The organism is Devriesea agamarum, assembly GCF_900070355.1.
Taxonomy (GTDB): Bacteria; Actinomycetota; Actinomycetes; order Actinomycetales; family Dermabacteraceae; genus Devriesea; species Devriesea agamarum.
In genome coordinates this window covers 419,656-441,275 of record NZ_LN849456.1, presented here as the reverse complement: position 1 = coordinate 441,275, position 21,620 = coordinate 419,656, and the positions used below count along the sequence as shown (strand labels likewise).

Genomic DNA, 21,620 nt, shown 5'->3' with positions numbered 1-21,620 from the left:
TCGACGCCAGCTCAATACGTTGACGTATTTAATACGTTACTATATTGAGAGCTCGTTGAAAAGGCTCTCAGGCATAGGGCTAGGGCTTCGAGGCAACCCAAGGCCCTCACCGTTGGTCATATACTGCTCACGGTTGTCTCGAGCGCCAGCTGCAATCACTTAAGCAGCACAAAAGGAAGGCCGGGAATGTCTCATTTTCACAACGATTTACCTTCCGATGCACATGTCCGCCGCAAGGAAAACACCCGTGCCCGCTTGATCAGAGCTTCAGCTAACGTCTTTGTTGACAAGGGCATTGATGCGGCAACCATTGATGACATCGTTCAGGCAGCCGGATTCACCAGGGGAGCGTTTTACTCAAACTTCTCCCGCAAAGAAGAAGTGTTCTACGCACTCTTTGCCGAGGTCACCGACGAAGTCATCCATATCATTGAGGCTCAAACGCCCGCGGATGCAGCCCCGGAAGCACCGCCCTCATCACCCGTGAGCGAAGACGCGATGGTTCAGGTGTTTCAGGCTATCCGCCCCTATGGTCGCCAGTGGTACCTGCTCTACAACGAGGCGCTCACCCATGCGCTGCGTCATCATGACGCTAGACCTCAGCTCATGGAGCAGCGCGGGCGTATCCGCGACGCTATTGTGCGCACATATGCCGCCGGCCTTAAATCCATGAATGCCCACTGTCTGGTTCCAATGGAGCACTTCGCAGACATGATGCTGGCCATTCATCTCAACCTGGTGGCTAACGAACTGATGGCCGATATCGATCAATCACATACAGCCGGCATGATGATCCGACATGTGGTTGAGACGTTCTCGCTGCCCGGCGCCCCTCGGCACTAGATTACATTCCCCACTCCACCTTCCGGGACATTAAACCGATACGCTAGATTGACGTGCCCCACCATGATCATGATGACGATCGTCGCCCCCTCACCGGCCCCATCCCGACCCTAAATTCGTCAGTTCCCGTCCTAGAAGACGCCGCCGACCGCGACATTGCCTGCCGCGCCGATGACCATGACCGAGCGCGAACTAGGCACCGCGTTACCGGCATGGTGATCGCCGTCCTTACGACATTAAGCGCCATCGGCCCGTTCGCCACCGACATGTACATTCCTGCGTTCCCGAGGGTGACCAGCGATCTTGGCACTTCTGCGGCGAATGTTCAGCTCACCCTCACCGCGTTTTTCCTGGGTGCAGCAATGGGCCAGATTGTTGCCGGCCCTCTCTCAGACCGGCTCGGACGTCGGATACCGCTGCTCGTCGGCATCGTACTGTGCATGGCTGGTTCCATCGGATGTGCTTTAGCCGGCAACATCGACATGCTCCTGATTACCCGTTTGATCCAGGGGATAGGCGGGGGATTCGGAATGGTGCTGGGACGGGCAGTTCTCATCGATCTCACCGATGGCCCCGAGATGGTGCGGCTCATGAACATCCTGCAGGGTATCGGCGGCATTGCCCCAATTATCGCGCCCCTCATCGGAGGCATGATTTTGCTGGTGGGCCAGTGGCGTGAGATCTTCATCGTGATCGCGGGTATGTCGGTGCTGAGTCTTATCGGCACACTGCTCCTGATCCCAGAATCCTTGCCGCGCGAACACCGTCACCCCGGAGGGCTACGAACATTCGCCAAGAATTGCCTCACCCTGTGTCGACGGCGCCGATTTATCGGATATCTGCTCGTCAATGCGTCGTCTGGAATGACATTGATGGCGTACGTATCGGCATCGTCCTATGTGGTTCAGGAAATCCTCGGGTTCCGATCAGAGCAGTATTCCGTCGTCTTTGCCATCAACGCTTTCGGCATGATGACCATGGCGTTTATGTCGGCACGCCTCACCCGGCGCTACGCGGCCCGTTCCCTGATCCGAGTGGGCCAGAGCGTATCTGCGGTGGGTGCGGTGGCACTTTTGGTTGGCGCGCTATGGCTAGGAACCCCGGTGTGGATCGTTCTTCCGGGATTCTTTGTGGTGGTGTTGGCCCAGGGTTTCATTTTTGGTAATGGTGCTGCGCTGGCATCAGCCGAAGCCAGGGAATTCGCGGGAACCGCCTCAGCGATGCTCGGGCTCGGTTTTTCGTGCGCGGCCTCAGCGGCGGCGCCGTTAGTCGGATTGGCGGGAACCTCATCGGCTGTTCCGATGGCGATTGTTATGGTCGGCGGTGCGTTGATGTCGATGGTGTGCCTGTACGTCATCGCCCGGCCCGCGCCGTCGGAAAACTCAGCGGCTTCGGCGGTTTAGTGTCCGTACGTCAGCTGTGACGGCTTGCTAGCACGTTGTCACCGCATCGGGGCGTCAGCGTCAATCAGACCGCCATACCGGCAAACCGCCATCCTGGCTGGTGTCTCACAGCGGAGCCTTTCCACCCGAGAGTAACGCCGATAATGCACGTTATGTAAAGTGAAGTAATTGGGTAGCACCTCCTTCTCCGCACGACCTCCCCTAGATCCCGACGTCACCAGCAGGACGTCGCCAGCAGACCAACCTTCCGCAACTTTGCTTTGGCCGACCGGCGGCACAGCACTGTCGCTCATCCTGTCCGCGCCACACACAGAAGCCAGCGCGCACGTGCACGGAATAACTCAATACCTGACCCACGTCACAGCGGGAACATCGCGGGAATACTCGTGACCGTGCAAACGTTGATCTAAACATCAGACCTGCGTCAACACAGCATGACCACCGCGGCGTACCAACCGTGGCATCACGCCTCACGGGCATCTCGCGCCGTACACAATTCACCGAGGAGGAATCGTGCTCGACCCGACCACCCTGTTCTCCTATGAACAGCACATCGATTCGCGGACAATCCGAGCCCAGTCGCTTGTGGTGACGCTCGGCGCTGTTGCCGACGCGGGCCAGGTACAGCACCTCATCAACGATCACTTGTTGAACTCGCTAGAAAACCGTGTCATCGGCAAGCTCGACAGTGATCAGTTATACGACTACGCCGGACGCCGCCCCGAAATCACGTTGGACCAGGATCATTTCGCCGATTATGCGCAACCTGAAATCCTGCTGCATGAAGTGCTAGACGCACACGGCACCCCATTTCTCTTGCTCACCGGCCCAGAACCCTCATTCCAATGGGAACGCGCAGCCGCATCAATCCGAATCGTCATTGAGCAGCTCGGCATTAACCGCATCATCCTCGCCCAAGGCATCCCGTCGGCTATTCCCCACACCCGGCCTTTGGAACTCACGCGCTTTGCCGGCACTCCCTCCCACCAGGCAGTCACCTCACCCTTTTCCACCTCGATTCGCTTCGGCGCGGTCTTTGGAAGCGTGCTTACACTGCGCCTTGCAGACAATGGCCACGACGTGATTGGACTAGCAGCCCACGTTCCACACTATTTATCGCGCACGCCATACCCCAAGGCTGTGATGGCAATTTTGTCCGCAACCGAGGAACTAACTGGTTTGGACTTACCATCTGGTCCTTTGGCAGCAACCGCCGATGCTCTTGCCGAACAAATCAATGCGCAAGTGGAATTGTCTCCGCAGCTGGCTCAGATGATTACTCAGATGGAACAGCAGGCTGACCAGGCGCAGCAAACCCGGAATGACTTCGCACTGCCAGGCGGTCGCATACCCGGCGCCGACGAAATTGGGGCTGAGATAGAAGAGTTTCTGCGTGAGATGGGTTCTCATCCCGAATCTGACGATCACCACCCACCCTCACCGGAATAGGACCCGGCGGTGTCGTACTTGCACTCAAGTACGACACCGCCTTTGACGCTTTCGACTCGCCATACTCTTACACCTATATCTTGACCCTCTCGATGTGGCTGGGAGCTCTTCCACGCCCACGGGTCACAGCTCAGCCCCGTATCCTGGATCTATGCGTCTCGGTATCGATCTCGGCACTACCCGCACCGTCGTTGCTGCCGTTGATCGCGGCAATTACCCGGTGGTGACCTTCGAGGATGTCTCAGGGGATGTTTTCGATTATGTACCGAGCGTGCTCGCCTACGACGGTTCCCACCTAGTGGCCGGATTCCACGCGATGCATGCCGCAGAATCTGGCTCAGTGGTGAAACGATCAATAAAACGGGAGCTCGCGAGTCCCGATGTCACTCCCCTGACGCCAGTCGCCATTGGAGATCGGCAAGTTCCAATCGTGGAGGCACTTACCGTCTATCTGCGGGAGGTGCATCGCTTGCTGCTCACGTCCTCATCCGTGAGCGAGGACTTAGCGCATCACATCGCTTCAGATGAGAACGTGGATGGCCTCATTGGACCGATCACTATCGCGGTCCCAGCCCATGCGCACAGCGCTCAGCGCTTTATCACCTTGGACGCGTTTCGCCGCGCCGGTTTTAACGTGTCCGCGATGCTTCATGAACCGTCGGCGGCAGGCTTTGAGTACACCCATCGCCACGGCGGCACCGTCACCTCCCGCCGCACCAAAGTACTGGTTTATGACCTCGGCGGCGGCACTTTTGACGCCTCGTTGGTGGCAGCTCGCGGTGCTGAGCATGAAGTTCTCGGTTCCCTCGGGGATAACCGACTGGGTGGCGATGATTTCGACGGAGCAATTCGGGACCTCGCGCTTCACCGTGCAAACCTATCGCTCACGGATCTCTCCCCCGCAGCCGCAGAACAACTTCTCAATGATGCCCGTGCCGAAAAAGAACGGGTTCAGCCTCAGACCAGACGGTTGGTGCTCGACATTGCTACCGGAGTCGATGTCGGCTCGAACACTGATACGGTTCCCACCTCACAGACCGATCTAGCGAGCAAAGTTGTTCCGGCCCCTAAAAATGGTCTGGCCCCCACAAATGCCCCAACCCAGGTGACGCTGCCTATTCGCGATGTAGAGCGGGCTATCTCCCCACTCATCGATAAAACTCTCGACGTCATGGCCCCACTTGTCGATGATCTTGGCACGAGCGATGACTCCGTGGCGGGTATCAGCGTCGTAGGAGGTGCCAGCTCTTTCCCGTTGATCCCCCGACGACTTCGTGAACGTTTTGGTCGTAGGGTTCGGCGCTCCCCGCATCCCGCAGCATCGACCGCAATCGGCCTCGCCATCGCGGCAGACCCGACTGCGCCCTACCACCTGACCGATCGACTTTCCCGCAGTTTCGGGGTCTTCCGGGAAGCCGATGATGGTTCAGTTCTTTCGTTCGACACCATATTGAGCCGTGACACGCACCTGATTCCGGGTACCGATACGACTATTACTCGACGGTACCGATCCGCCCACAACATCGCCGTTTTCCGCTATGTGGAATGTACCCAAATTACCGAAGATGGTTACCCTGCCGGGTGCGTTTTTCCCTTTGGGCATGTACTTTTTCCGCTTACCCCCGAATTGCAAAATGCTGAAGCGGATGGCACAGATCTCCAGCAATACGAGGTACATCGACTCTCACCGGAGGACGAATCCGCAGGTGATCTGATCGAAGAACGTTACCGCTTGGACGGACACGGAGTAATCGATGTCGAAATAATTGACTTTGATACCGGTTACCGCAAAGCAATATCGCTGACAACAAAACAAAACTCATCTGACCTTGCCTCTGAGTCCTGATCATCGCAGCTGAGTAGGTGGATAACATTGTTATGCGCGCGGAATCTCGCGCAAACTATCCAATCTCATGCGTTTTCCCATCGAGATGTTTCCACGCAACGTAGTATGTCAACATGACCACGCGGTGCTCCCTGTCCCGGCTCGAACGCACACGCCTGGCCGACGCCTTGCTGGTTCTCGGCCCAAAGGCGCCTACCCTATGCGCCGGTTGGTGCGCAGATGATCTCCTCGAACATCTTGTGTTGCGTGAACGCAGACCCGATCTGCTCTTAGCATCTGTTCTTCCGCTGTCTCCTGCTCAAAAGATCGCCCGCGAGCACCATCGTCGATGGGAGGAGCGGCCGTGGGTTGAACGGGTCGAAGTGTTCCGCGGTGGGCCTCAGCGTTTCTCTCCGGTCCGGCTCATGGATCCGTTGATGAACACCCTCGAGTACTACATTCACCATGAAGACCTCCTCCGGGCACAGCCAACATGGCATGCGCGTCCGCTTAGCGAACAGTCACAGAAGGAACTGTGGAACGCTCTAGGCGGGGCAGGACGCCTGCTGGTGTCCGCGGATGTGGACGTCATTCTCGTCTCTGCGTACGGCGGCATTCGCGCCTCCCGCGGCCAGCAGGGCAGCGTGAGGGTATACGGTTTACCCTGCGAATTGGTGCTGTGGGCTTTTGGGCGTCAAGATGTTGCCGATGTCTGGGTGGAAGGCGACCCGAGAGCTATCGAAGCGCTGAAACAAGGCCGCCAAGGTTTTTAGCGGACCCAAACACGCCCGCCTGGTATAGCGGGAACCGCCTCAACGATGCTCGGGCTCGGTTTCGGGTGGGCGACCGCCCCGTGAGCGCCGCGCTCGTGGATACTCGTTCACCCCGTTGCGTCCTTGACCAGAAAGCCAAGCTTTCTGCTATAGCGGTCAGAATCACGTGAATTGAGAGTGACATGGGATGAAGATCTTCGTGCCGTTCAGACGAAGTGCCCTACCTGACACGGTAGAGTTCCTAACGTGTTCACGCTGAGTATTTGCTCATTAAAAGGCGGGGTCGGAAAGACGTCAGTGACGCTCGGTCTCGCATCTGCGGCGCTGCATCGCGGCCTAAGCGCCCTGGTGATCGACCTTGACCCCCAGGGAGATACCACGCTCGGGCTTCTCGGTGAGCCCGCGCACGGAATTGATATCGCTGAGGTGATCGCATCCGGTCGTACAGACACCACGGAGCGCGCCATTATTTCGACCCCGTGGGCGGAAAATGCACGCACCGCTCTCGATATCATTCCCGGTTCACATGCCTCGGGTCGCCTTGACTCTCCTACCCCTGCCACGCGCACTCTGCGACGTTTGCGCGAAGCGCTGCTTAAACGCGAACGCGAATACGACCTCATCTTGATTGACTGCCCGCCCTCACTCAACGGCTTAACCCAGATGGGACTAACAGCCGCAGACCGAGGCCTCGTCGTGTGCGAACCGGGGATCTTCTCCGTCACCGCCGCCGACCGGGCATTGAAAGTAATTGCGGAACTGCGCGAGCAGGGTCTTGCACCGAATCTGCTGCCGTTGGGGCTCGTGGTCAACCGGTATCGTCCTCGTTCCGTTGAACACCAGTTCCGCCTAGATGAGCTGCGCGAGTTGTTCGGCGATCTGGTACTCGAACCGGTGATCGAAGAACGCGTAGGGCTTCAGCAGGCGCAGGGTAGCGCAGTGCCTTTGCACACGTATGAAGGGGCCAGCGGCAAGGTTTTAACGGAGCAGTTTGATCAGCTTCTGGCACGCGTCATGGAAGCAAAAATGGATGCCTGAACTATGAGCCAGACGCGACATCGAATGGACCGATTCACGAGGTAGCCCCAAGCTTCGATCAGCCGCAATCATTCGAGACGGAGACCGTGTGCTGCCGTACGCCGTCGAAGGGAGGCACGGCTGGTTTCTACCGGGCGGCAAGGTGGATGTCGGAGAAAATTCCAAGGATGCGCTTGTGCGAGAGCTCCGTGAAGGGTTTCCGCTTTGAGATCACTATCTCGGAGCCCATTTTGATCACCGAAAGCATCCGCGAGGAGCGCGGCATCCCGTCCCAAGAGATCTGCTTCGGCTACGCGGTGACCTGGCCAAACTCAACGCCTCTGAAGACGGGTTCGTCGAACTAAGTTGCCATTAAACGAAACCAGCCCTGTTCGCAGCGACATCGGGCACATCAAAATAGGCGAACTATTCTGCGGTGAAATACGGGATCACTGAAGACCAGGATCATCGAGACCTCACTGTGTCGTGAGGTCACCGTAGGTCTGGGTGAGGGTCAGCCTGTCATGCGGGCCCGACGCCGCGCCGCCAACTCGTCGTGAAGAGCCAGTTCCTGGTCCCCATCGGCACGGACACTCGGAAGCACGGCCAGCGAGGTCTCAACTTCGCGCCACACCCGGCCTACCGCAATACCGAATACGCCTTGGCCCCCCTGGACCAAGTCGAAAACATCTTCAGCTGACGTGCATTCGTACACCGAGGCACCATCTGACATTAAGGTGATCTGCGCAAGATCATCCACACCGCGTTCACGCAGAGCTGCCACGGCGACCCGGATCTGCTGCAACGACACCCCCGTGTCCAGCAGCCGTTTCACCACCTTGAGCACAAGGATGTCCCGGAAGCCATACAGTCTCTGGGTACCCGATCCTGACGCCGAGCGGACACTTGGTTCCACCAGACCCGTCCGCGCCCAGTAATCGAGCTGACGATAGGTAATACCGGCCGCTTTACATGCGGCGGGACCGCGATAGCCGAACTCGTCAGGTGCATCCGCAACCTCGTCAAACAGCACTCCCTGCACCGAGTCGGCGGGGACGCTGGACTGGGTTGTCCTATTGAATGGACCAGTCGAACTCACGGTAACCTCCGTCTATGGGTCCTTCAAGGGGGAAGTAAGCAAGGACCTTGACCTCAAGACTACCGCCATACGACCATGACCGGCAGGGCGTTACCGGCGGCGTGTCGCATGCCGAATGCGCCACACCGGTCTCACGTCTGGAAGGTTCTCACTCCTGAGCCACGTCGAGGGTTACCCGCAGTAAGGCATTATGCAACGTTATTAACGACTCCCCCAGGTCATGAGCCACTGTTTCGGCCTCCCCATGAGCATCGGCGCTTTTACGATTCTTCCGAGGCTCGGCAACAGAACGCAGCATATGAGCCTGACGCCCAACAGCCGTCCGAACCATGACGAGATGGCGCGGATGCAGGCCCTCGTCGGCAAGTTCCCGGGCCGCACGAGCGATCTCCACATCAGCCTGGCCAAAAAACAGACCGCGGCGCGGAAGAAAACCAAACTCCTCAAGTTCGGCCAGGAACTCCTCGTCAATCTGGGCTTCGCGGCACATACCGACCCGATCAAACTTGACCCGAACAGGTTGCGCACTCGGTCCGCTATGACGAGCGATGGAGGTCACCTCAGAGGAGGGCCCGTTCGTCGCGAGGTGTTCCTTGATGACCTTCAGCGGCCAGAACCGGTCGCGTTGAGCCCGAAGCACGAATAACAGGGTATCGACGTCATCACGACTGTACTTCCGATAACCCGACGGGGTGCGATCAGGAGTAATGAGACCCTGAGCTTCGAGGAAATGAAGCTTGGAATGAGTGAGCTCAGGGAATTCATCGCGAACAAGCTCAAGCACCTGGCCGATGCTGAGCCTGCCGGTCGTCGACGACGCCCGCCGTGACGCCGATGCTGCCATAGATGCCGTCAGCCCCGTCCCGCGAAGTCATCCGGGACAGAGGGGTCACAGGGATGGAAGGTGAGACGGTACTTCCCGATCTGCACCTCCTGGCCCGGCAGAAGCCGCGCCTCATCGACCCGATCCCGCCCGACATAGGTTCCATTCAGCGATCCGAGATCCCGCACCAAGAACGAGTCCCCGTCCCGCAAAAATGCCGCGTGCTTACGCGACACCGTCACATCGTCGAGAAAGATTTCGCTTTTTGGCCCGCGGCCGGCCACCGTCTTATCAGCGTCCAGAAGGAAGCGAGCCCCGAGATTAGGGCCTTTGCGCACAATGAGCAACGCGGAGCCCTGCGGAAGAGCATCAATAGCTTGACGATCCTGAACACTCAGACCGTGTTCGATCTCATCAGCGAAGTCAGTTAGTGAAAGCGCGTGCAGAGTTGAGGTCTGATCCAAACGAGCGTCGTGAGTATGACCTGAATGAGCATCGCCGCGTTCACGGCCCGGCTGGGCTGCGGAAGCTCCCGATTCCTCTGGGTCGCGCCCCGTCATCTCAGTCATGGTGACCTGCCTTCCCCTGCTGCGCCAAGTACATAGTGTAACGTTCCAAAACCTTGCGACTCCATGTGCTGACAACCGAATCGATAGCGGACGGTCGCCAAGCTGTATCCAGTGCGTTCACATTGAATAGCAAGGTCCCCTCATAGTGACATGTGCAGGGGCTGTGCGCACACACAAAAAGACAGGGGTAAACAAGACTTGGGGATCATTTGACCAGGCAAACCAGTTAGGCACCCAAAGTGGGCACCGACGACCTCAATGCTGCGATGTGCACATTCGCAGGTTCATGCGGCCAAGGGTCCCTCGCGAGGCGGGCGCAGGTGATCACATCCACGGCATCACCGTCAATAACAAATTTCTCGCGTTCACGGCCTTCGACGACAAATCCCGCATGCCGGGCGACCGCTGCCGATGCAGGATTGTTCGCCCGGTAACCAAGCTCTAGCCGACGCGCGATACCCAATCGGAGAAGGTAATTCGCAAACGCCGTGGCTGCTCTGGAGGCTACGCCTCTCCCCCGCATCTCTTTCGCAGTCCAATAAGAAAACCAACCATTGCGATGCCTGTCGAAGTACGCCACCGCCACGTTGCCGAGAACAGCGCCGGTGTGCTCGTGGGTCACCGCGAGAATGAGGCGATCACGCGCGCTGTCTTGATACTGCCCTTCATCCTGGGCCGCGGTAGCCCTGGGTGTGACCCCGAGTGCCCACCGCTCAATCCAAGCCCGTGCGTCACGAACAGTCCGAAGTGGTGACGGAAACTGCCGCTCAAGCTCTGGATCGCTGACACACAGCCGGCACAGCTCCTCCGCGTCCTTACGCCGCCATGGGCGAAGGCGCAAAGGGATCGGCTCAACCATGTCGCCATCCTATAAACGCTGCACAGATTCTTATAAACGCTGCGCATACGTGGCCTTGCGTACCTTAGGCGTAGCCGCACGGTGGGGACTATACGGTGGGGCCATTAGGCGTGGTGCTTGCTATCAGCCCGTTGAACCGAGTGCTCGTTGCGCCGCCTGACACGCCTCGCGGGCGGTAATGCGCATCATCGACCCGTGCCCGGGAAGCAAAATATTGGCATCGACCTGCCCGATCACTTGCAACGCAGCGGCAGCTTTCTCCCGGTCGTGGTCAAACATCGCCGGAAGTAGCTGTGGGCCATTGCTCCGCGCAATCGGATGACCGGTCACAAGCGCATCACCCGATACCAAAACGCCCTGGCCCGCGAGGTGGTAGCAGGTATGCCCGGGGGTATGCCCAGGTGTCACTACAGCAGTTGGGGACCCGGGAAGATCCTTAAGCGCCAGCGCGCTCAAAATGGTCGGAGCACTGACATGAGCCTTTTTCTGCACCCCGACGGTGAGAGCCTTGCGCAACCACGGCAAAACACCGGGCTTGTATATGCGGCGCAGCAAGCCCGCAGCCGTCAAGCTGAAATGCTCTACGCCCCGAGCATTCGTCTCTTCCTGCGCCGACACATAGACAGGAACCCCGTAGGTCTCCTGCAGAAACTGGGCGCTTCCCAAGTGGTCCACGTGGGCGTGCGTGATCAAAATGGCCCGAAGATCAGCCAGCTCAGCTCCCGTTTCCCGAATCGAGGCCAGCACATCGTCGCGTTGCCCGGGATAACCCGTGTCGATCAGCGTGACCCCGCGAGCATCACGCAAGATCACCCAGTTCACCAGGGCAGTTTCCGCAAAGAACACGCCAGGAGCAGCCTGGTGAAGTGTATACATAAGACAAACCTTCCGAACGGGGTTGGAGACATGATGGGGAGGTCGAGGTTCGAGCGGTGGCGCGCCGTCACGACGCCGGGTGTGATGGGCATACAAGCTCGAGTCGGACATAGTGCGAGCACTCATTCCCTCACCGACAGGAAAACTGGCCGCTGACTAGGCTCAATGCAGAGCAATCGAGACCGAGCACACCGTAGCGGGCAAGGACATCGCAGAGCAAAACCTGCGCGGTATCGACGACGCCAAAATGAGAACACCCACATCGGTGTCGGGCGTCACAGCCTCTCGGTTCGCATGTTGCCACAAGCTCGGATATGCTGCTTCTCGGTCCTTCGGGGCCGGACGGGCTGTGGCGCAGCTTGGTAGCGCACTTGACTGGGGGTCAAGGGGTCGCAGGTTCAAATCCTGTCAGCCCGACAGATAAGCCCAGGTGAGAACGGTGTTTTCACCTGGGCTTTGCTGCACTTAACGCCGGTTTACGAGAACGGCAAGCCCTACCCGATCACGGCATCCCAGTTTTGATAGCAGGCTGCTTACATGGGACTTCACCGTGGTCTCGGCAATGAATAGCTCCCTCGCAATTTCCGGGTTAGTGCGACCTTTGCCAACCAAAACGAGGACCTGCTGCTCTCTCGGGGTCAGTCGCACCCTCAGATCCCTCAAAGCCGTATCCACTGAGACACCCCGTTCGGCGCCGGAATGGGTCTGCGGTTTGGAGGTTGCATCCTCGGCCCCGACTCCATCAGGTCTTACTCTTAGCGCTTCCGCCACATGATGCGCAGCTTCATTCGCAAGAACCATCCGTCCAGCGTGGACACTTCGGATGGCGTCAAGAAACTCCTCGGAGTTGGCGTCTTTAAAGATAAATCCGCGCGCACCGGATCGGAGGGCTTCAGTCACATATTCATTGATGTTGAAAGTCGTCAACATGAGGATGCGAGGTCTATCGGCCCGGGCGGCGATGACGCGAGTGATGTCCAGTCCGCTCATATCCGGCATTTTTACGTCCATGAGGAGCACATCGATATCAGTGGTCGAGACGATCTCAAGCGCTTCCGCGCCACTGAGTGCTGTCGCCACCACGGTCATATCTGACGCTGTCTCGACGAGAGCAGCGAATGCGGACACGAGCAAGGACTGATCATCGACAATTCCAACGCGTATCGGCACGACGCCTCCTTAGCTCTTACCGTAGCTTGCACCCTCGAGAGGCAGATAAACCTTCATCTCAAACATCCGCTGATTACGCTCGGCCTGTCCGATCTCGATATGCCCTCCGAGCGCAGTCACCCGCGCCCGGAGATTTTTTAGACCCAGACCAGAGGACCCAGGGCGCTCTCGGTGATGCTGAGGAATGGCGTTGCTAATACGCAGTGCTATCTGGCGCGAGTCTCGAGATAACTCAATATCGATGCCATGGGCTGAATCACCGTGCCTCAGAACGTTGGTGAGTCCTTCTTGGACGCATCGAGTAATAGTAAGACTCGTCCGGGGAGAGATTTCTTTATTCAACTCCAAGAGCCCAGGTCCATCGGGAATCTGGGCCCTGATCTCAATCCCGCTCATCCGAGCCGATGTGAGCAGATTCGGGATCTGGACTATCCCGGTTGGCGGAGAAGTCGGTGGAGAATCGGCAGTTGAGGCGGTTGACCCCACGAGCGATCTCAGGTCACCCAAAGCTGACTTCGAGACATCTCGTATCGCACGGAGGGATTCTCGAGTGTCCGGGTCGGAACTGTTGCGGGCAACCTGCGCATTGGCCTGTGCATAGATCACAGTGAGGCTGTGGCCGAGAATATCGTGAAGCTCTGCGATGAGTCGGTTTCGTTCCTCCGCCCTCGCAAGCTCCGCGTTCGCTTCCAGTTCGCGTTCGCGAAATTCTGACTCCTGTCTGCGCCAACGGCCCCACAGATACGCAACAGCGAGGACAGCAACATGCGCGGCATATGCCCATCCCGGCGCCACCGCGCTCTGCACGACAGGACTGATAAGGCTTCCGACCACACCGATCACGAGCGCGATAATTCCCGGGACATGAGACGGTGCGTATCTGGTGAGAGTCAGCAGCACTAGTGGAGCGGTGATGAGCAGCGGAGAGGTGCTTAAAGGGGATACGGTCAGCAAGTCGGTGCCGGCCATAATTGCTAGCCAAATCCCGGTGGCAACCGCGACCGAAATCGGAAAGACATTGCGGATAAGAAGGCAGATTGCGAGCCCGGTGTTCACAATCGCCATGACCACATCGACCAAATCCTGCGAGTGGGAATCCGGGCTCAGTGCTATCACCCAATACAGCCCCGCGATCAACAGTCCGAAGCCCGCGAGCACGCGGTCCGCCGGCATGGTGCGCCGCATGGCCGCACACAGTTCTCGTCCTGCCATCACTGTTTAGCTCACCACCCTGCCGTACTCGCTCATGCGCACTTCGTGATCATCGTGAGAGCTCCTCGCGGCGCCAAGACCACGTCCGAGATTATCAACGACAACTACCAGGAATACCCACATCGAACATCACTGGTTCGATGGGAGGATACCTGCTCGTAACCCACCTCCTCCTATCGAAGGATGAGCGGTGCCCTACCGATACTGGCACGGTCGATGGATGTGTGTTTGTGCTGGTGGTAGAACAATTGACCGTGTGATCGTGGAGATGAGGCAGATATGGAGACGCCGCGGACGCCAGCAGGTTCTTCGCGGTGTGGATCTTACGATGCAGCCGGGAACCGTCACGGGTTTGCTGGGCCCGAATGGCGCCGGAAAGTCGACGACGTTGCGTACACTTCTGGGGCTTCTACCCCCGGAGTCGGGAACGGTGACGCTATTTGGTGAGCCGTGGAAGCGGGCAGCACTGGCGCGAATTGGAGCGTCGGTTGACGGTCCCAGCTTCTACGCTCACCTCAGTGCCCGACAGAATCTCGCCGTGCACGCGAAGTTGATCGGCGTCGGTGGCGGGGCCATTGAGAAAGCCCTAGAGGTTACTGGTTTGACATCGGTTCAACACCGTCGCACCCGCAAGTTCTCCACGGGGATGCGAAGTCGTCTAGCAACCGCGATTGCTCTACTCGGAGACCCGGAACTCGTGATTCTCGATGAGCCGCAAAATGGTCTAGATCCAGAAGGGGTTCGGGAGGTGCGCGAGTTAGTTAAAGCGCTCGGGCGCAGCGGTCGGACGGTGTTGTTCTCTTCCCACGTGCTCAGCGAAGTTGCTGCGGTTGCCGACCAGATTACCTGCATTGTCTCCGGCCAAACCGCATATTCAGGTTTATTGGTGAATTTCGCGCCAGACGGTGACCTGGAGCGCGCATATTTTGCGGCGACGTCAGGAGTGCTCGCATGAGCTCCGTCAGGTCAAAGGACATGGACTGCGGCGCACAGGGCACTGTCGCTGCCTCCGCTCGCGCTTCTGCTGTCGTCTCCGCTTGGTTTAGTGTCTGGTTGCGATCCCCCATTTGGGCCGCGGGGGCCGTGGCGCTAATTATCTCTGGTCTCACGATGGGCCTGCTGGTGTTGTCGGGACCAGTCTCATGGGAGAGGGTTCTAGCTCACCAAAACATGTGGGTCGTCGCGATTGGTCCCGGATTTCTCGCGGCCGTCGCGGCCTATATCTGCATCGTCGAAAGAAATTCTGCCCGCGTCTTATCTGTGCGGGCCGTTGATCCCTCGCTGAAGTCAGCAGCCGGGTCGCTGATTCTCCTGTGGTGGACGCTCGTCCTGTATCTCACGCATTTTCTGACAGCGCTACTGTGCTATTGGATCCTCACAGGTTTATCACTCGGCAGCATCCTCGATCCCGTACGGGACATGTTGGCACTCACTGCGATCTGCTTAGCAGCAGCCGTCGGATATATCGTTTGCCTGAGGCTGGTTACTGAAGCTGCTGGCCCAGCCGCAGCTGTTGTGACAGCTCTCATCGTTGTCATCAGTGGTGTGCTCACGGCCGAAACCTCTGTGTGGCCATTTGTGCCGTCAGCTTGGCTGATCAGGCCTACTCTTACGCTCCTGGGAACGCATGCGAATGGCACGGCGCTCGGTGGAGAACCCGTGTCGGGGACGGGGTGGGCGATAGCCTTGTCCATCGCGATTGGACTTCTCTTATGCTTCGTTCGCGTGGCGCTAGCAAGGTGGTCAGAGCACAGGATGCGTCGTGCGGCAATCCCCCATCGCAACGGGCGACGCATACCCCCGGCTAACTATCGGGAACGTGGATCAGCATCAGCACGTGTCTCGCGGATCACCATTCCATGCGGGCGTTCGGTCTGCGGTGCGGCGCTTCGGCGCTCCGGGATCGGAGTTCTCGTAGTTGCCTGCATCGCCGTGATCGCATGGCTGCGCCTATATCTCACACCTGACAACACGGTATTGGTGTTCGGTCTGTTTATTCTTCCCCTTGGGTGCGGCATTTTGCCGACCATCGCCATTTCTCGCTGGCAAGGCGGGATGCGGGCGGTCGCCACTCGTGCACCGTCGGTCACAACCCATGCTTTGCGACTGATCACAATTGAGGGGGGAATCGTTGTTCTTGCGGTGATCGGATCCGTACTTGCGGCGTACGGTCTCACGCCGACCATAGGCGGGCTCCTGCGCGCTATCGCGGCGCTTTCGATATTCGGCATGATGCTGCTGAGCTTCAGCACCTGGCTCATGTCTACCGCCGGAACACTTCTCACTCTTATGATCACGGTTGCGGGGACCATCGCGGGTCTGCTGGTTGGAGGAAACCAGGCGCTCCGGCATCAGGTTGGGTTGTTTGTCCCGTGGAGCTGGGCCGCGAACCTCACCGACCCTAGCCTCCTGTTGACACTGGTCATAGCCGTGCTCGCAACAGCGATCTTCAGCGCAGCCAGCATTCACAGACTCGCTAAAAACACTTCGGACATGGGATAGACACCGAACAGCTCTGCCTCTACACCCCGGCCCCGTGACCTTCTACCCAAAGGTCCCGGCATGAGATGTCGAACGGGCGTAGGCTCGGCACATGGCAGCTGTGACGCAGGATACAGCCGGGTCTGCGAAGGGGCGGGCGCGACTTTCTAATTTCGCGTGCAAAACGATCATGGCGATAACGGGGCTGATTTTTGCAGCATTCGTGTTCGTCCACATGATCGGCAATCTGAAGGTGTTTCTAGGCCCCGATGATTTCAACGCCTATGCGCATTGGTTGCGCGCAGGGCTTGAGCCGTTGCTACCCTACGAAGCTCTGCTGTGGATTATGCGGGTGGTGCTCCTGCTCTGCTTGATCGCGCATGTTGGGTGCTCGGTGGTGCTCGCGGCGCGGGCTCGCAAGGCGCGTGGTCCGCACCGCCGTAAAAACATGGGGTTGAGGTCATTTACCGCGCGGACGATGCTGGTCACCGGCATTGTGCTCTTAGCGTTCATCATCTTCCACATTCTCGATCTGACCACGGGCACTCACCCGTTTGCAAGCAGCGGGTTTGAACATGCGACAACAGCCCAGAGCTACGCCTACGAAAACTTAATTGCGAGTTTCCAAAGGCCTTTGCCGGCGGCGTTTTACATCCTCGCCATGGTCATCCTTGCCGCGCACATTTCCCACGGGATCTGGACCGCGGCGCACGACCTCGGCGTGACCGGTCAGCGGACCCGCCAGGTGGCCCTCGTGGTCTCGGGTGCGGTAGCTGTGCTGGTGATGATCGCGAACGCGTCGATTCCGGTATTCGTTTTGCTAGGGGTGTTGCAATGAGTGACATGCAGTCAATGACGGATCAGCTATCGCAATACCGAGCCCTCGGCGGTGAACTGGATGGCCACGTACCGACCGGTGACCCCGTCACAGCATGGGATCGTCGCCGGTTCGAGTACCGTCTGGTCTCTCCGGCAAACCGCCGAAAGTTTCGGGTACTGGTGATCGGCACCGGACTGGCAGGGGCGGGCTGCGCAGCCGCACTGGGCGAGCTCGGTTACCAGGTTGACTCCTTCACCTTCCACGATTCGCCGCGTCGCGCCCACAGCGTGGCCGCTCAGGGTGGGATCAACGCGTCGCGGGCTCGCAAAGTGGATAACGATTCACTGGAACGATTCGTCAAAGACACCGTTAAAGGTGGCGACTTCAGAGGCCGGGAAGCCGATGCATTTCGGCTGGCCCAAGAATCCTGTCGCGTGATCGACCATATGGCGGCAATTGGGGCACCCTTCGCCCGGGAATACGGCGGTCAGCTCGCCACCCGGTCTTTCGGCGGCGTCCAGGTGTCCCGCACGTACTACACCCGAGGTCAGACCGGTCAGCAGCTACAGCTTGCAGCCTCGCAGGCATTGCAACGGCAGGTGTCGCGCGGCACCGTGACGCTTCATACCCGCACGGAGATGCTGGATCTGATCGTTACCGACGGTCGAGCCCGCGGAATTATCGTGCGGGACCTGCTGACCGGGCGCATCTATCCGGTGACCGCTCACGCGGTGGTGATTGCCTCCGGCGGCTACGGCAACGTTTTCGCCAAATCCACCTTGGCGAAAAACTCCAATGTCACAGCGGCCTTTCGCGCCCACCGACGGGGCGCACTGTTCGCATCCCCGTCGTTCATTCAGTTCCATCCGACCGCGTTGCCGATTAGCTCACCGTGGCAATCCAAAACGATTTTGATGAGCGAATCACTGCGCAATGACGGTCGGATCTGGGTGCCGAAGAAGCCTGGTGATACCAGAGCTCCGCACGACATCCCAGAACAGGATCGCGATTACTACCTGGAACGTCGCTATCCGGCATTTGGAAATCTGACACCGCGCGATGTCGCCTCACGGGCCGCCCGGCATGAAATTGATGCGGGCCGAGGCGTGGGGCCTCTGCGCAACAGCGTGTACTTGGATCTCACGCAGGCGGTCCAGCGGCTCGGTAAAAATGTCATCACTGAGCGCTACGGCAACCTACTCGAAATGTACGAGAACGCAACCGGCGACGATCCGTACTCGGTGCCTATGCGCATCGCTCCGGGAGCGCATTTCGCCATGGGCGGCCTGTGGACGGACTACGACCAAATGTCGAACCTCGACGGCTTGTTCGTCGGTGGTGAAGCGAGCTGGTCCTATCATGGCGCAAATCGTCTGGGTGCAAACTCACTGCTGTCCGCATGCGTGGACGGATGGTTCACGCTCCCGTACAGCGTGCCCAATTATCTCGCCGGCCACCTCGGGGAATCAGTTCTCGACGAGGACCACCCCGCTGTGCTCGCGGCGCTCTCGGACGTTCAGCAGCAGATCGACGCGTTTCTTGCTCCGGGAGGAACCCGCTCCCCCGACTCTATTCATCGTGAGCTCGGAGACATCCTCTATCGCGGTTGCGGCGTTACTCGCACGGCCGACGGACTCATCCAGGCAATCGAGGAGATCGAGGAGTTGCGGGCATCGTATGCGTCGCAGGTCAAGGTGATCGGCTCCGGGGATCGCCTCAACCAGGAACTTGAACGTGCCGGCCGAGTGGCCGATTACCTCGACCTCGCTCATCTGATGTGCGTTGACGCATTGGACCGCGATGAGTCCTGCGGCGCACATTTCCGGGCTGAGCATCAAACCGACTCGGGTGAAGCACTTCGCAATGATGAGGAGTGGTGCTTTGTATCTGCGTGGGAACATGCACCCGACCGTTTGATTCGGCACGCTGAACCACTCACTTTCACAGCCGTCCCACTGCAGACGAGGAACTACGCATGACCAGGACTCTTACGCTCGACATCTGGCGGCAAACATCGTCCAGTAACGGCCATTTTGAAACCTATCGGGTGGATGACGCCAGCGATGACATGTCGCTGCTGGAGCTACTTGACCGGCTCAACGAACAGTTGGTGTCCGATGGGCATGAACCTGTGGTCTTCGATTCTGACTGCCGCGAAGGGATCTGTGGAACCTGCGGCGTCACCGTGGATGGTGTTCCGCATGGTCCGGTTCCAAACACTCCCTCATGCAAACAGCATGTGCGCAGTTTAGGCAGTGACCACGTGCGGATTGAACCGTTCCGCTCGGCGGCATTCCCGGTTGTGCGTGACCTCGCCGTGGATCGTTCTGCCTTAGATCGAGTCATTGCGGCGGGCGGGCATGTTGCCGTAGACGCGGGAACCGCAGCCGACGCCGATAGCGTGCCCATCACCCATGACGAGGCGGAACTTGGTCTCGATTTTGCCGCCTGCATCGGCTGCGGCGCATGCGTAGCGGCCTGTCCAAATGGAGCCGCAAACCTGTTTGCCGGATCCAAACTTATGCATCTGACTTTCTTCCCCAATGCCAAACAGGAACGCGGCCGCCGGGCACAAGCGATTGGAGATGAGCTGGAGGCCGAGTTCGGTCCCTGCTCCGTCTACGGCGAATGCGTTCCAGTCTGCCCGGCAGGCATCCCGCTCAGTGCGGTCGCCGCAGTCAACCGGGAACGCTTGCGTCGTGTGCTGCGCCATAAAGATGATTAGGTCGGGTGGGCGGCTTGCCGTCTAAGACATAAGGGGGGACGCCGATCGACATCTCGGCGTCCCCCCCTTTTTGTCAGCTGTTACAGTCCATCTCGAATGTCCAGATCCTCCTCGACTGTTCTGGTCCTTCTCAGCTATTCAGATCCTTCTCGGCTGTTCGGGTCCATCTCAACTGATGCGGTCTGCGGATTCACCACATCCCTAAGAGCTTCATCCACAAGCCCCCGACCACGGCCCACACCGCGATAAACACGATGCTCATGAGGAAGCCGACTCGGAACCACTCCGTCGTTTTTACGAACCCGGATCCGTAAATCACGCCAGCAGGTCCGGAGGCGTAGTGGGTGAGGCCGCCGAAGAGGTTCCCGATGAAACCAAAGATCAGCGCGGCGAAGAGTGCCGGGGTTCCTACCGCCACCGCGGCACTGAGGAAAACTGCGTACATCGCAACGATCTGGGCGGTATTCGAGGCGAAGAGGTAGTGCGCGTAGAAGTACACAATGCACAAGATGGCGAAGGCAAGCATCCATGGTAGACCGTGAATGGATGCTGCCACGGTGCGTCCCAGCCATCCGATCACGCCCAGTTTATTGAGTTGGTTGGCCATGCCCACGAGAACCGCAAAAAATATAAGTGTGCTCCAGGCCGAGGCGTTGGCAGCTAGATTCCTCCAGCTGAGAACCCTGGTTATCAGCAAAATACCGATTCCGAGAAATGCCGATGCGGTGGCCGCGATATGCAACTGAGCCGAGAAAATCCATAGCACGAGTAGCAGCACAAAAGTTCCGGCCATCACCCATTCTCCCCCGCTCATCCGACCGAGTTTTACTAGTTCCTCACGAGCAACTCGAGGCGCATCGGGAGTTTTCAGAAGAGTCGGTTTATAGATCCATCGCATCACCAACGGAACCAAACCAATGAGCACTAATCCGGGGACGAGCGCGGCTAAAGTCCAGGTTCCCCACGAAATATCAATTCCGGCTTTTGCCGCAGCGGCTTTGGCAATAGGGTTCCCTGCCATAGCCGTCACGAACATTGCCGCGGTGACTGCATTGACTTGCACCGCGGTCATCGAAAGGTAGGAGCCGACTCGCCGCCGCGACTCGTCAGATTCGGGGGTTGAGCCCTGTTCACGACTGAGCGATGCGATGATTGGGTACACCACCCCGCCTGCGCGGGCCGTATTCGACGGGGTTGCCGGTGCAAGCACAAGATCGGTGAGGGCCATTCCGTAGGCGAGCCCGAGCGTGGAGCGACCGAGCACTCTAATGAACAGCAGAGCGATTCGTCGACCCAACCCGGTGACCAAGAATCCCTCCGCAATAAAGAATGCGGCCACAATTAACCACACTGATGAATTGCTGAAGCCGGATAGCGCTTCACCTTTCACGTGCATGGTGCCGGTCACCATCGCTGCTGCCAGCCCGATCAGTGACACCGACGCTGTCGGTAGCGGCTGCAAAATGAGACCAAGGATCGTTCCAATAAAAATGGCCAGCATATGCATTCCGCGTGGATTAACCCCCTGCGGCGGAATAAAGAATATAGCGATCGTTACGGCAAGTATCACCACAACCTTGATCACCATCACCCAGTTAACTGCGAATGTCGATTTCTTAGACATCGGTCACATTGCTCCTCAGCCAACGGGCGAGCTGCAGCACGGTCTGCTTTAC

The 21,620-nt window shown here is 58.6% G+C and carries 21 protein-coding genes and 1 tRNA gene; 14 read left to right on the top strand and 8 right to left on the bottom strand.

The genetic code is table 11. The features are described 5' to 3' along the window. The first annotated feature begins 186 nt into the window (after window positions 1–186). The 8 genes from BN1724_RS01875 to BN1724_RS01845 all read left to right on the top strand — a co-directional run bounded on the left by BN1724_RS01875 (window position 187) and on the right by BN1724_RS01845 (window position 7,675). Entirely contained in the window at window positions 187–843 is a 657-nt protein-coding gene (locus BN1724_RS01875; RefSeq protein ID WP_058233993.1) for a TetR/AcrR family transcriptional regulator, read from the top strand. A gap of 53 nt (window positions 844–896) precedes the next feature. Next, entirely contained in the window at window positions 897–2,246 is a 1,350-nt protein-coding gene (locus BN1724_RS01870; RefSeq protein ID WP_058233992.1) for a multidrug effflux MFS transporter, read from the top strand. A gap of 513 nt (window positions 2,247–2,759) precedes the next feature. Next, entirely contained in the window at window positions 2,760–3,695 is a 936-nt protein-coding gene (locus BN1724_RS01865; protein ID WP_058233991.1) for a PAC2 family protein, read from the top strand. A 151-nt stretch (window positions 3,696–3,846) separates the two neighbouring features. After that, window positions 3,847–5,541: an Hsp70 family protein gene (locus BN1724_RS01860; protein ID WP_058233990.1), complete on the top strand. Its 1,695-nt coding sequence runs from the start codon at window positions 3,847–3,849 to the stop codon at window positions 5,539–5,541. A gap of 113 nt (window positions 5,542–5,654) precedes the next feature. Beyond that, window positions 5,655–6,293 carry a TIGR03085 family metal-binding protein gene (locus tag BN1724_RS01855; RefSeq protein WP_058233989.1) on the top strand — a complete coding sequence of 213 codons (639 nt, stop codon included), beginning with the start codon at window positions 5,655–5,657 and terminating at the stop codon, window positions 6,291–6,293. Between the two features lie 246 nt (window positions 6,294–6,539). Further along, the gene (locus tag BN1724_RS01850) at window positions 6,540–7,331 is read left to right on the top strand and encodes a ParA family protein (protein WP_058233988.1); all 792 of its coding nucleotides are present in this window, start codon (window positions 6,540–6,542) and stop codon (window positions 7,329–7,331) included. 88 nt (window positions 7,332–7,419) lie between these two features. Beyond that, window positions 7,420–7,539, top strand: coding sequence for an NUDIX domain-containing protein (locus tag BN1724_RS13520; protein WP_197671745.1), 120 nt, complete (start codon window positions 7,420–7,422; stop codon window positions 7,537–7,539). Further along, the gene (locus tag BN1724_RS01845; protein WP_157085710.1) at window positions 7,505–7,675 is read left to right on the top strand and encodes a hypothetical protein; all 171 of its coding nucleotides are present in this window, start codon (window positions 7,505–7,507) and stop codon (window positions 7,673–7,675) included. The genes BN1724_RS13520 and BN1724_RS01845 overlap by 35 nt, the downstream gene beginning before the upstream one ends. Before the next feature lie 149 nt (window positions 7,676–7,824). Here BN1724_RS01845 and BN1724_RS01840 read toward each other — a convergent pair whose 3' ends face one another. The 5 genes from BN1724_RS01840 to BN1724_RS01820 all read right to left on the bottom strand — a co-directional run bounded on the left by BN1724_RS01840 (window position 7,825) and on the right by BN1724_RS01820 (window position 11,536). Beyond that, complete coding sequence (locus tag BN1724_RS01840) at window positions 7,825–8,409, bottom strand: MerR family transcriptional regulator (protein WP_058233986.1); 585 nt, start codon at window positions 8,407–8,409, stop codon at window positions 7,825–7,827. A gap of 148 nt (window positions 8,410–8,557) precedes the next feature. After that, window positions 8,558–9,253: a transcriptional regulator FtsR gene (gene ftsR, locus BN1724_RS01835; RefSeq protein WP_058233985.1), complete on the bottom strand. Its 696-nt coding sequence runs from the start codon at window positions 9,251–9,253 to the stop codon at window positions 8,558–8,560. 8 nt (window positions 9,254–9,261) lie between these two features. Continuing rightward, window positions 9,262–9,801 (bottom strand): FHA domain-containing protein, encoded by a 540-nt coding sequence (locus BN1724_RS01830; RefSeq protein ID WP_084252668.1) that lies wholly within the window; start codon window positions 9,799–9,801, stop codon window positions 9,262–9,264. 226 nt (window positions 9,802–10,027) lie between these two features. Beyond that, window positions 10,028–10,660 carry a GNAT family N-acetyltransferase gene (locus BN1724_RS01825; protein WP_058233984.1) on the bottom strand — a complete coding sequence of 211 codons (633 nt, stop codon included), beginning with the start codon at window positions 10,658–10,660 and terminating at the stop codon, window positions 10,028–10,030. Window positions 10,661–10,783: 123 nt separating this feature from the next. Continuing rightward, the gene (locus tag BN1724_RS01820; RefSeq protein ID WP_058233983.1) at window positions 10,784–11,536 is read right to left on the bottom strand and encodes an MBL fold metallo-hydrolase; all 753 of its coding nucleotides are present in this window, start codon (window positions 11,534–11,536) and stop codon (window positions 10,784–10,786) included. 343 nt (window positions 11,537–11,879) lie between these two features. Between BN1724_RS01820 and BN1724_RS01815 the strand changes: the two genes are divergently transcribed. Then, a tRNA-Pro gene (locus tag BN1724_RS01815) sits at window positions 11,880–11,953 on the top strand. A gap of 48 nt (window positions 11,954–12,001) precedes the next feature. Here BN1724_RS01815 and BN1724_RS01810 read toward each other — a convergent pair. Beyond that, on the bottom strand, window positions 12,002–12,706 hold the full coding sequence (locus BN1724_RS01810; RefSeq protein WP_058233982.1) for a response regulator: 705 nt from the start codon (window positions 12,704–12,706) through the stop codon (window positions 12,002–12,004). Window positions 12,707–12,715: 9 nt separating this feature from the next. Then, window positions 12,716–13,918, bottom strand: a complete 1,203-nt coding sequence (locus BN1724_RS01805) for a sensor histidine kinase (protein WP_058233981.1) — start codon at window positions 13,916–13,918, stop codon at window positions 12,716–12,718. A 268-nt stretch (window positions 13,919–14,186) separates the two neighbouring features. On the opposite strand from BN1724_RS01805, the gene BN1724_RS01800 reads away from it, so the two are divergent. The 5 genes from BN1724_RS01800 (at window position 14,187) to BN1724_RS01780 (ending at window position 19,944) form a co-directional block, all read left to right on the top strand. After that, window positions 14,187–14,873 carry an ATP-binding cassette domain-containing protein gene (locus BN1724_RS01800; RefSeq protein WP_058235688.1) on the top strand — a complete coding sequence of 229 codons (687 nt, stop codon included), beginning with the start codon at window positions 14,187–14,189 and terminating at the stop codon, window positions 14,871–14,873. After that, a complete protein-coding gene (locus BN1724_RS01795; RefSeq protein ID WP_058233980.1) occupies window positions 14,870–16,420 on the top strand; it encodes an ABC-2 family transporter permease in 1,551 nt (516 codons plus the stop codon). Before BN1724_RS01800 ends, BN1724_RS01795 begins: the two co-directional genes overlap by 4 nt. A 91-nt stretch (window positions 16,421–16,511) precedes the next feature. Then, the gene (locus BN1724_RS01790) at window positions 16,512–17,237 is read left to right on the top strand and encodes a succinate dehydrogenase cytochrome b subunit (RefSeq protein ID WP_058233979.1); all 726 of its coding nucleotides are present in this window, start codon (window positions 16,512–16,514) and stop codon (window positions 17,235–17,237) included. 5 nt (window positions 17,238–17,242) lie between these two features. Then, window positions 17,243–19,198: a fumarate reductase/succinate dehydrogenase flavoprotein subunit gene (locus tag BN1724_RS01785; RefSeq protein ID WP_058233978.1), complete on the top strand. Its 1,956-nt coding sequence runs from the start codon at window positions 17,243–17,245 to the stop codon at window positions 19,196–19,198. Then, window positions 19,195–19,944, top strand: a complete 750-nt coding sequence (locus BN1724_RS01780) for a succinate dehydrogenase/fumarate reductase iron-sulfur subunit (RefSeq protein WP_058233977.1) — start codon at window positions 19,195–19,197, stop codon at window positions 19,942–19,944. The genes BN1724_RS01785 and BN1724_RS01780 overlap by 4 nt, the downstream gene beginning before the upstream one ends. Before the next feature lie 190 nt (window positions 19,945–20,134). Here the strand turns inward: BN1724_RS01780 and BN1724_RS01775 are convergent, their stop codons facing one another. Further along, complete coding sequence (locus tag BN1724_RS01775; RefSeq protein ID WP_084252666.1) at window positions 20,135–21,568, bottom strand: DASS family sodium-coupled anion symporter; 1,434 nt, start codon at window positions 21,566–21,568, stop codon at window positions 20,135–20,137. Window positions 21,569–21,620: the final 52 nt, after the last annotated feature.

What these genes read in the sequence shown, in the direction of transcription:
- BN1724_RS01875 (WP_058233993.1), top strand. Translation starts at nt 187, where the DNA reads ATGTCTCATTTTCACAACGATTTACCTTCCGATGCACATGTCCGCCGC.
- BN1724_RS01860 (WP_058233990.1), top strand. Translation starts at nt 3,847, where the DNA reads ATGCGTCTCGGTATCGATCTCGGCACTACCCGCACCGTCGTTGCTGCC.
- BN1724_RS01855 (WP_058233989.1), top strand. Translation starts at nt 5,655, where the DNA reads ATGACCACGCGGTGCTCCCTGTCCCGGCTCGAACGCACACGCCTGGCC.
- ftsR (WP_058233985.1), bottom strand. Translation starts at nt 9,253, where the DNA reads ATGGCAGCATCGGCGTCACGGCGGGCGTCGTCGACGACCGGCAGGCTC.
- BN1724_RS01830 (WP_084252668.1), bottom strand. Translation starts at nt 9,801, where the DNA reads ATGACTGAGATGACGGGGCGCGACCCAGAGGAATCGGGAGCTTCCGCA.
- BN1724_RS01825 (WP_058233984.1), bottom strand. Translation starts at nt 10,660, where the DNA reads ATGGTTGAGCCGATCCCTTTGCGCCTTCGCCCATGGCGGCGTAAGGAC.
- BN1724_RS01820 (WP_058233983.1), bottom strand. Translation starts at nt 11,536, where the DNA reads ATGTATACACTTCACCAGGCTGCTCCTGGCGTGTTCTTTGCGGAAACT.
- BN1724_RS01805 (WP_058233981.1), bottom strand. Translation starts at nt 13,918, where the DNA reads ATGGCAGGACGAGAACTGTGTGCGGCCATGCGGCGCACCATGCCGGCG.
- BN1724_RS01800 (WP_058235688.1), top strand. Translation starts at nt 14,187, where the DNA reads ATGAGGCAGATATGGAGACGCCGCGGACGCCAGCAGGTTCTTCGCGGT.
- BN1724_RS01795 (WP_058233980.1), top strand. Translation starts at nt 14,870, where the DNA reads ATGAGCTCCGTCAGGTCAAAGGACATGGACTGCGGCGCACAGGGCACT.
- BN1724_RS01790 (WP_058233979.1), top strand. Translation starts at nt 16,512, where the DNA reads ATGGCAGCTGTGACGCAGGATACAGCCGGGTCTGCGAAGGGGCGGGCG.
- BN1724_RS01785 (WP_058233978.1), top strand. Translation starts at nt 17,243, where the DNA reads ATGCAGTCAATGACGGATCAGCTATCGCAATACCGAGCCCTCGGCGGT.
- BN1724_RS01780 (WP_058233977.1), top strand. Translation starts at nt 19,195, where the DNA reads ATGACCAGGACTCTTACGCTCGACATCTGGCGGCAAACATCGTCCAGT.
- BN1724_RS01775 (WP_084252666.1), bottom strand. Translation starts at nt 21,568, where the DNA reads ATGTCTAAGAAATCGACATTCGCAGTTAACTGGGTGATGGTGATCAAG.